At 38.4% G+C, this 9,127-nt stretch carries 7 protein-coding genes; 2 read left to right on the top strand and 5 right to left on the bottom strand.

Annotated elements, in window-relative coordinates; translation table 11 throughout:
* Positions 1-185 precede the first annotated feature (185 nt).
* Positions 186-1,067, top strand: a complete 882-nt coding sequence (locus FNK51_RS23245) for a helix-turn-helix domain-containing protein (protein WP_141994832.1) — start codon at positions 186-188, stop codon at positions 1,065-1,067.
* A 217-nt stretch (positions 1,068-1,284) separates the two neighbouring features.
* On the top strand, positions 1,285-1,884 hold the full coding sequence (locus FNK51_RS23240; RefSeq protein ID WP_098369506.1) for an exonuclease domain-containing protein: 600 nt from the start codon (positions 1,285-1,287) through the stop codon (positions 1,882-1,884).
* Between the two features lie 194 nt (positions 1,885-2,078).
* Here FNK51_RS23240 and FNK51_RS23235 read toward each other — a convergent pair whose 3' ends face one another.
* The 5 genes from FNK51_RS23235 to FNK51_RS23215 all read right to left on the bottom strand — a co-directional run bounded on the left by FNK51_RS23235 (position 2,079) and on the right by FNK51_RS23215 (position 9,009).
* Complete coding sequence (locus FNK51_RS23235; protein ID WP_141994831.1) at positions 2,079-4,472, bottom strand: YhgE/Pip domain-containing protein; 2,394 nt, start codon at positions 4,470-4,472, stop codon at positions 2,079-2,081.
* Between the two features lie 422 nt (positions 4,473-4,894).
* On the bottom strand, positions 4,895-5,893 hold the full coding sequence (locus tag FNK51_RS23230) for an NAD(P)H-dependent flavin oxidoreductase (protein ID WP_141994830.1): 999 nt from the start codon (positions 5,891-5,893) through the stop codon (positions 4,895-4,897).
* Positions 5,894-6,064: 171 nt separating this feature from the next.
* Positions 6,065-6,808 (bottom strand): Cof-type HAD-IIB family hydrolase, encoded by a 744-nt coding sequence (locus FNK51_RS23225; RefSeq protein WP_141994829.1) that lies wholly within the window; start codon positions 6,806-6,808, stop codon positions 6,065-6,067.
* Between the two features lie 176 nt (positions 6,809-6,984).
* Positions 6,985-7,980: a cation diffusion facilitator family transporter gene (locus FNK51_RS23220; protein ID WP_141994828.1), complete on the bottom strand. Its 996-nt coding sequence runs from the start codon at positions 7,978-7,980 to the stop codon at positions 6,985-6,987.
* Between the two features lie 270 nt (positions 7,981-8,250).
* On the bottom strand, positions 8,251-9,009 hold the full coding sequence (locus tag FNK51_RS23215) for a hypothetical protein (RefSeq protein ID WP_286178841.1): 759 nt from the start codon (positions 9,007-9,009) through the stop codon (positions 8,251-8,253).
* Positions 9,010-9,127 lie beyond the last annotated feature (118 nt).

Below are 9,127 nucleotides of genomic sequence, written 5' to 3'. Positions count from 1 at the left end.
ATATAGAAAAGACGTCTTGCATTTTTCGCTTCAATAAAAAGTCGTTCTTCATTTTTTTTGTTGGATGAATACTATAGGAATATACGTAAAGTAGTTATATCATACTATCTTTCAATTATCGTTCTTATAAAAATAAAATTATGTTAAAATAGAATTCTAGACATAGGTACAAAGGAGCAATTGTAATGAAAATTGAGGTTGGCTCTGTTATCAACGAATTACGAATAAAACAAAATCTTACAAGAGAAGAACTGGCTAGGGATATATGTGAACCTAATGCCCTGTCAGATTATGAAAGAAGCATCACTTCTCCAACAATTGATGAATTGGCACTTTTTGCGGATAAACTTAAAGTTGACCTGCCGTATTTCTTCACCACCAAAAATGAACCGATTTATAATTACATAGAAACCATTAAACTTTTGATTAACAAATACAAACGCACACGTAATTATGAAGCAATTTATGAAATCGTCCAAAAAGAAATGGCAACTGCACCGGAAAAATCGATATCGTTTTATCAATTCTTGAAATGGCATGAAGGTATCTCTTTTTTTTATTTGTACAATGACAAACAAAGGGCCATAGAATTATTGAATGAGGCCATTCAGATTACCATGGGTAAACGGGTCATTCTTCATCAACAGGAGATAGAAGTTTTAAATAGTATCGGAATTATCCATTTTAAAACGAAGAATTATGAAGAGGCCATCAACATCTTCAATGAAGCACTGGAATTTATCGAGAATATTCCCCATGTGAATCAAGAAGGTACCATTATCTTGAAGATCATTCATGGATTGGCACAAACATTGACTGAACTTCATTATTATCAGGAATCATTAAATTATACCCTTAAAGGGATCAACATTTGTAATTCGATAGAATCATTATATTTATATGCGGAACTCCATCTATTAACTGGTAAGAATCTAGTTCATCTTCAACAACCTGAAAAAGGACTGCACTATATAAAACAATCCAAGAACATTTTCAGTCTTCAAAAAAACGAAGAATTCATACGAATTGCCGAAGATGAATTGGAATGCATTTTGCAATGCTTATGAACTTCAATGGATAAGAAAAGATAGAGAATGCTTTGAAAAAAGCAATACTCTATCTTTTTTTTAGCATTGTTAGTTCTCTCTTGCTCTACCAATCATTTTTCAGGAATGACTATTTTTTTCAAGTTAAAAATGCTACTTTAAAACAATCCTTACACTTTCAATAGCTATCCTATGTCAGCTATAATAGAAGAATGTAACCCAACTGGAGGAAAAAAAATTGTCTAATAGATTAGGTTTAGTGCTTGACGTAGAAACAACTGGTTTACGTCCCTCTTCAGATGAAATCATCGAGCTTGCTCTTATACTCTTTACATACAGCAGTGAAACAGGGGAAATTATTAATCTTATTGATCAGGAATCATTTTTAAGGGAGCCTCTCTCCTATGGAGCAAGAAGGAATTATGATCAAGCGTACAGAATTCATGGAATTCCATACAGCTCCGTAGAAGGAAAAAGTTTTCACGATGAAAAAATTAAATCCTTCATTGCCCGTACCGATTCGATTTTCGCACATAATGCTTCTTTCGATAGAAGTTTCCTTTACCAAATGTATCCGGAAATCAATGATCAAAAGTGGTTCTGTACGATGCGGAATGTTCCTTGGAAGCAATACGGATTTGAGAATAGTAAACTCTTAACATTACTGCAGGCACATAATATCACAAATTTCCAAACACACAGGGCTATGGACGATATATCTTACCTAATGGAACTCATGAGAAAACCAGGACCTTCTGGCCATCCTTATTTAAAGGAAGTCATAGCAAAAAATCCAATGAAGAAATATGCACCTGCTTCTCAAAAGACAAGGGTATAGCTGATTGCAAAAATACTTCATTGTACAGGCTGCACCAAAATTTTGTCACAAAATTGCTCATTCAATGAGAACAGGAAATACATTTCTTTACGATGGGTGTTATTTTAGGGGCACTTTTATTTCCCTGCATTTCACTTATTTCCTGATATTTATTAAAAAACAGCGACCCATGACGGGTCGCTGTTTTTTGATCATTATACAGTTGCTTCTTCCTGTTTTTCATTTAATGCGCCGTTCAATATCTTATACCGATAAATAAAGTAAAGAAGTGATAATATTAATGCCACAACGAGGAATATGGCCAACATGCCAAGATTATGCCACATGAAGCTATAATCTCCTGTTGAGATGACTGCACGGAAAGCATTAATAGAATATGTCATCGGTAGGAACGGTGTGAATCCTTGCAAGAAGCCAGGAACTAATTCATTTGGGAATGTTCCGCCACTGCTGGTCAGTTGCAGAATCAAAACCAATAATGCTATGAACCGGCCAGGATTGTCAAAGGCCGAACCCAGGAACTGAATGATTGCCATGAATGTACAGCTAGCAAGAATGCTTACTGCAAAAAATAGCGGCAGGCTCGTAACATTGATTCCAAGACCTAAAATTAAAATCGAGTCCACCAATATGGCTTGACAGATTCCTATGAGTGCCATGACGCTGTATTTACTAATAAACCAGCTAAATCCACTCGCAGGTTTAACAGCAGGATCTTTTAACGGGAAAATGATCGTCAGAACGATAGCCCCGATAAATAAACTTAATGAAATTAAATATGGTGCAAAACTAGTGCCATAGTTCGGGACATTATTAATTGGTAATTTATCCACTTTAACTGGGCTCGCAAACATGTCATATACTTCTTCATTGGACTTTATCTTACCTGCTTCGTCTGCCCCATCACTTAATTCGTCATGTAATTCTGCAGATCCATCTGAAAGTTTGGCGATTCCATCTTGTAACTTAATGGCTCCATTTGCCAGTTCTCCCATTCCGCTAGTAAGGCTGGATGAACCTTCCTTCAGCTTATCCGTTCCTGTAACCAGACCTTTCGAACCTTCGGAAAGCTGTGAGGTTCCACTTGATAATTGCTTGGAGCCATCTTCAAGCTGATCAAGCCCGCTTACCAAGTTATTGCTGCCTTCGGTTAACTGTCCAAGCCCACTTTGTGCTGAATCTATACTATCGCCAAATGTTGTCAAGCCAGATACCAATTGACCTTGACCATTTTTCAGTTCATCCGCCCCATTGGCGAGTTTATCCTGAGCTTGCTTCAATTGAGTGAAACCGCCGCTTATTGCACTTGTGCCTTCACCTAACTGATTAGCTCCAGCACTAAGACTATTTGAGCCTTTAGCAATTTCAGTTGCACTTGCCGATAGTTCCCCTACTCCTTCAGATACTCCTTTACTACCTTCACTGATGCGGGTTAGAGAAGTAATCACTCCCTCCAAACGCGCTTTCTCTGCAGGATCATCCGTAGCTTCAGATTGTTGTTTCAATCCGGAAATTACCTCATCCAAACCTGCAGAAACTTCAGATGCCCCAGCTTTTGCTTCGTTCGATGCTGCACTCCATTCAGACAATGAACCTGAAAGTTGGGAAGCTCCAGCAGCTACACCATTTGCTCCATCTGTCAAAGCGGGCAGCTTTTCTTCGATTTGATTGAAGCCCTCTAACGACTGTTGCAGTCCAGAGGCCAATTCACCAGTACCCGCTTCAGATTTCTTGGCTCCTTGCAAAAGCTCGGATTGCCCATCTTTCATTTGTCCAACACCAGAGCTAAACTGTTGTAACCCTTGATTGAGTTCTTTTGATCCTATAGCTGCCGAACCGACTCCATTCGAAAAGGTCAATGATTTTTCAGCTAATTTTTCCAGGTTTTCATGGATTTCGACAGAACCTGAATGAAGGGAATCAATTCCTTCATCGACTTTTTTGGAACCCTCTTTAGCCGAGTTAATCCCATCACCAAGTTCACTTGATCCGTTCTTCACTGTATCCGTTCCATCTTTCAATTCTCCAGCTCCGTCACTGGCACTTTTGAGTCCGTCAGCCATTTCGTTCAAATTATCGAACATTGACTCCGCATAGGTTTTCGTAACGGCTGACGAAACCTCCCCTTTAATTCTCTCCGAAGCTGCGTCACCTATTTTGGTGGAAATATAGTTGAACCCTTCATTGGACGTATAAATTAAATCAAGTTTTTCCGGATTGTCCTCCTGTAAGGTCGTTGCATTTTTAGAGAAGTTTTTCGGGATTTCTATTTTCATGTAATAATCTTGTTTTTCCAGGCCTTCATTTGCTTCTTTTTGACTGACGAAATGCCAATCGAAATCCTTCTTTTCCTTTAACTCCTTGACTAAATCTTTTCCTATTGTAAGTTCCGATTCATTGAACTCCGCACCCTCATCCATATTGACAATGGCAACAGGCAATTGGTCCACCTTACCATATGGATCCCAAAATGCCCACAGGAAAGTGCCGCTGTATAATAATGGAACCAGTATGATCCCTATTATCGAAATGAGTATCATAGGATGTTTTATTATGGCTAAAAATTCACCCTTTAAAGATTTTAACACGCCTACCAAGCCCTCCTATACGACGAATATGCCGTTTATTTAATCTATCTCGGTGAAAAACGGATTGAAGAATACATATTTAACTCATTTGCTTCTGCAATATATTTAAAAATTCACTATCTTAATCATTAATATATATTACTTTTCAAGCAAATAATAACTAATGACTATATCATTCATTTGGTCATTAACACGAAAATAATATAACATTTATCCATTCTTTTATCAATACTTTTTCACTGTCTTACATCCTATATCTACTATTTATCTCTTTATATTCTGTTTAGATTGCCTTTTTATTGATTAAGGCCTTATCATCGGCTGTTAAAATTCCCTCTATATTTCATGGCAAAAAAAGGGTATCCATTATGGATACCCTTTTAATTAGCTATATTAGCATAATTAAATGAAGCGCTTACATATCATTTTGATATAATGCCTTTTAATTTTTCCGCCTGCCCGGTCAGTTTCTTTAAGGATTGCTGATATTCTTTTTCTAATTGTTTTATGATGCCGGCGGCGGTATCTATTTTTTTAATCGCCCCTACGCCATGACCCGCTGACCAAATATCACGCCACGCTTTAGATTCAGATGATTTGGACATGCTGTCAAAATCGACTTTTTCTTTTTTGGCTAATTGTTCAGGGTCCAATCCTTCCTTTCTGATGCTCGGTTTCAGCATATTACAATTAACGCCTGAAAATGCATCAGTCAAGATGATGTCATCATGATCAGAATCGACAAGCATTTCACGATATTCATCATTGGCCCTGCTCTCTTTAGCCACGATAAAACGTGTACCCATATATGCAAGATCCGCTCCTGCAGCCTGAGCTGCCAAGATACTGTGACCAGTACTGATGGATCCGGCAAGCAAAATGATTCCGTCCCAGAATGTCCTTACGCTGTCCACGAAAGCAAAGCTATTTATCTCACCAGCATGACCACCGGCTCCCGCAGCAACCAAGATCAATCCGTCCACACCTGACTCCGCAGCTTTTTTTGCAAAATCCACCGAGCTGACATCCGAAAAGACCAACCCGCCATAGCTATGTACGACATCCACCACATGTTTTGGTGAACCTAATGATGTAATGACGATGGGAGGCTGATGCTTTTTGACCAATTCCAGCTCTTCTTCAAGACGGCTATATGTACGGTGGACAACCATATTCATTGCCCATGGAGCAATCTTTGAGCCAGGTTCTTTATCCTTAGCGGCAATCAATGTGTCGTTTATATCACTCATCCATTGATCCAGTACCTCAATCGGCCGCGCATTCGGTGCTGGAAAAGAGCCGATCACCCCATTCAAGCAGCATTCTTTCACTAACTCAGGACCGGATATTAAAAACATAGGTGCTGAGATAACTGGTAAAGATAATTGATTCCACCACTGTTCAGGCAAACTTCTTGTCATCTATGAAACCTCCCATTTTAATATATTACCAAAATATAACACTACAAGATTATCATACTTCTAAAATACACAATTTTCAAGAAATTAATTCAGCAGCTGAATTAACTTGTCATGAAGCGCCATGTCAATGAAAAAACTGTATATGGAATGCATCCCATATACAGTTTCGATTCAATTTGAAAGCGCCCATTTACGAATGGCCTTAGCCACACCATCTTCTTCGTTTGTTGCTGTAACCCAATCTGCTTTTTCTTTCACAATTTCTTGGGCGTTTCCCATTGCCACACCCACTTTTGCATCAGAAATCATTGCAAGGTCGTTAAGGCTGTCACCTACTGCCATAACATTATCCATCGTAATATCGAGCAATGAACATACAAGCTTTATCGCTTTCGCTTTATTGACGCCCATGGCATTCACTTCAATATTCGTTGGGCTAGAATTGCTTATTTCAAAGTTTCCTTTTGATACCAGTTCATCCATGATAATTTTGCGGACGTCATCATCAGTTGTATCAAAACCGAATTTAAGCCATTGCGAATCATGGATTTTTTCAGGCATTTCAGCCCTGTAAATATTATCGCAACTAATTGCCCAAAAATGTGTACCATGTTTTTGGCTTAATTCCCACATCCATTGTATGGACTCACTATCGACGATATTCCTTTCCACCAGTTTTCCTTGATTATCGTATATTTCACTTCCGTTAACGGTAATGAGGTATGATTGGAGTTCCATTGACTTTGCAAAATCACTGCATGTCGCGTAGGATCTTCCTGTGCTCAATACAACAAAAATCCCTTGATTTTCTGCTTCTTTTATCGCTCTCCGATTTTCTTGGGATATCTCTCCAGCCTTATTGAGAAGCGTGCCATCCATATCAAGTGCAACCAGCTTAATACCTTGTTCCTTCATTCTTATTCACCCTTCCATAATCCTTCTTTATGTAACTAAGTCCATGATAGCTTATAATGCATACGCAAGGAAAGTACGTGAATAATTGAACAGGCATTGCCATTCGTTTCATGATTTTTATAATCAACCAAATATCTTTATCCGGCCACTTTATATTCTGCCATTCTAAACATCGTCTACTCCCTTTCTTTTTTCATTTCATTCAATTCTTTTTTTATCTGGCCTTCCCATTTTGGGAAACCATCATTTTCATCAAATTCTATAATGACATCCGTTACTCCTCTTTCCTTGAATATCTCATTAAACAGCCGATCTTTAATGTCATCCGCCTGGGCGATTGAAATATGGGGATCAAGTTCAACTTCAAGTTCAACATGAAAGTCTTCCCCTTCTTTTATTACGGCAAGTTTCTGTATATCCCTTACGTCTGGATCATCCATGACCATAGTTCCGATTTTTTGTCGCATTTCAATATCGGCTTCCCCAAGAGCACCTGCAGCATTATCAAGAAATACCCTACCAACCACATAGAACATACCGAGACCGATCATGACGGAAGCAACGCCTTCCGCTTGGATGAAGGGCGTGAAGTTTGCTAATAAAATGGCAATTATCGCTAGTACCCCACCACCGGTTGCTACCATATCTTCCATGAATACTAATTTCGTCGCCGGTTTTGCTCTTTTTAAACCAGCGAAGCTCTTAAATATGACGGCTGCTCCTTTAGCTTCGATTCCAGTCTCATGCACCACTTCTTTCATCGCTTTAAATAATACATATGATTCCAACACAACCGCTAAGGAAAGGACGGACAAGTTAATAAGGATACCAGTTGATTCTACAGGGTGCAAAATGTGATGGAACCCTTCTTTAATCGTTTCATAAGACATAATCCCGACAACCAATACTGCCCCTAATAATACGAGGTTAACCAAACGTCCAAAACCATCAGGGAATCGATCAGTTGGTGACTTTTTACTTAGTGCGGATCCAATGAAGACGAAAAACTGATTCGCAGCATCGCCCAAAGTATGTAAAGTTTCAGCAAACATAGCGACATTCCCTGTCATGAAATAAGCAATCCCCTTTAGCACAGCGATGATACTATTCACACAGGCAGCAATGAACGCCGATTTATTACCTTGTTTTAATAACCGAAATAATTCTTTCATATAAACCCCCCCTAATCTTTTTATAAATCCATTATCATAATGTATTATCCCCAACACTGGAATATATGAAACCACAAAAGCGAAACCCTTAACTATACGATTGGAGAATGGTTATATGTTGTATCTCCCACAAACGAATATATTCCAGGAATGGACTCATCTATTCTAATAAGTTCACAATGAGCATTCATTTCTTTAGAAAACTGATTAATACAACAAAAAAAGGGAGTAAGCGGTAGCTTACTCCCTTTCATTCAAGAACTTATGCTTTTAAGCTTCCATCCCCTTTTTCACTAACTTAGATGGATTATTTACTTTATACCGTATTTCTTTATTGTATTTTTTGTCGACCACTTTTCCATCAAATTCGATTGCGTCCCCTTCTTCGAGCTCAGCTTTTTTTAATGTCTTGCTATAACCACACCAAGCATCGCCGATTGTCAATTCAGGTTCCGTTGTCACTTTGACATTCTCCAAGAGTATGACTTCATCTTCTTCACCAGTGAAATGGTTCATTTTCGCCGTGAACTCCTTGACGGTTGCAGTGAAATGCACTTTTTCCCCTGGTAAGTCTAACTTAGGTTTTGCTGTCGTCTTTTTAGTTTTGGTTTTTGCTTTTTTTGGTTCTTCACTTAGCTGATCAGAGTTTTCCGTAATTGGTGCTTCCATTACCTGTTCAGTTTCAATTGGATCTGCAGATGTTTCGGAAACCGGTCCACTCAACAATTCTTTTCCGAAACTGGAGCTTTGCATTTCCTTTAAATAGGAAGGGTGAATGCAACTAAGCTTACCATTTTCAAATTCAACGACTACAGTGTCTAGACCATTTCCATACTGTTCATAGCCTGCTAATTTGACTTTTGCTTGAAAACTGCCGCTTTTATATAATAGTTCTCTTTTTACCGAACGGGCAGTGAATAATTTCCATTCCAATCCTTTAGCGATATAGTCCGTATCATCTAAAAAAGAGATATACTCTCCTTTTGGTGCAATATAATGAATCAAATCTTCAGCTGGAGTTTCAGCCACAGTCACCACTCCTAATCTTTTCTATAGATTATATTCTAGCAAAGGATTTCAAAGTTGCAAATGAATGAGCATCATAATGGGGTTGATAGCAGTCACAATTACGAACACGCTTAAATTC

It is taken from the genome of Bacillus sp. B4EP4a (genome assembly GCF_006680105.1).
In the GTDB taxonomy this organism is placed as follows: Bacteria; Bacillota; Bacilli; order Bacillales; family DSM-1321; genus Peribacillus; species Peribacillus simplex_E.
The sequence above is the reverse complement of the archived record's forward strand: the minus strand, read 5'-3'. Positions and strand labels throughout refer to the sequence as shown.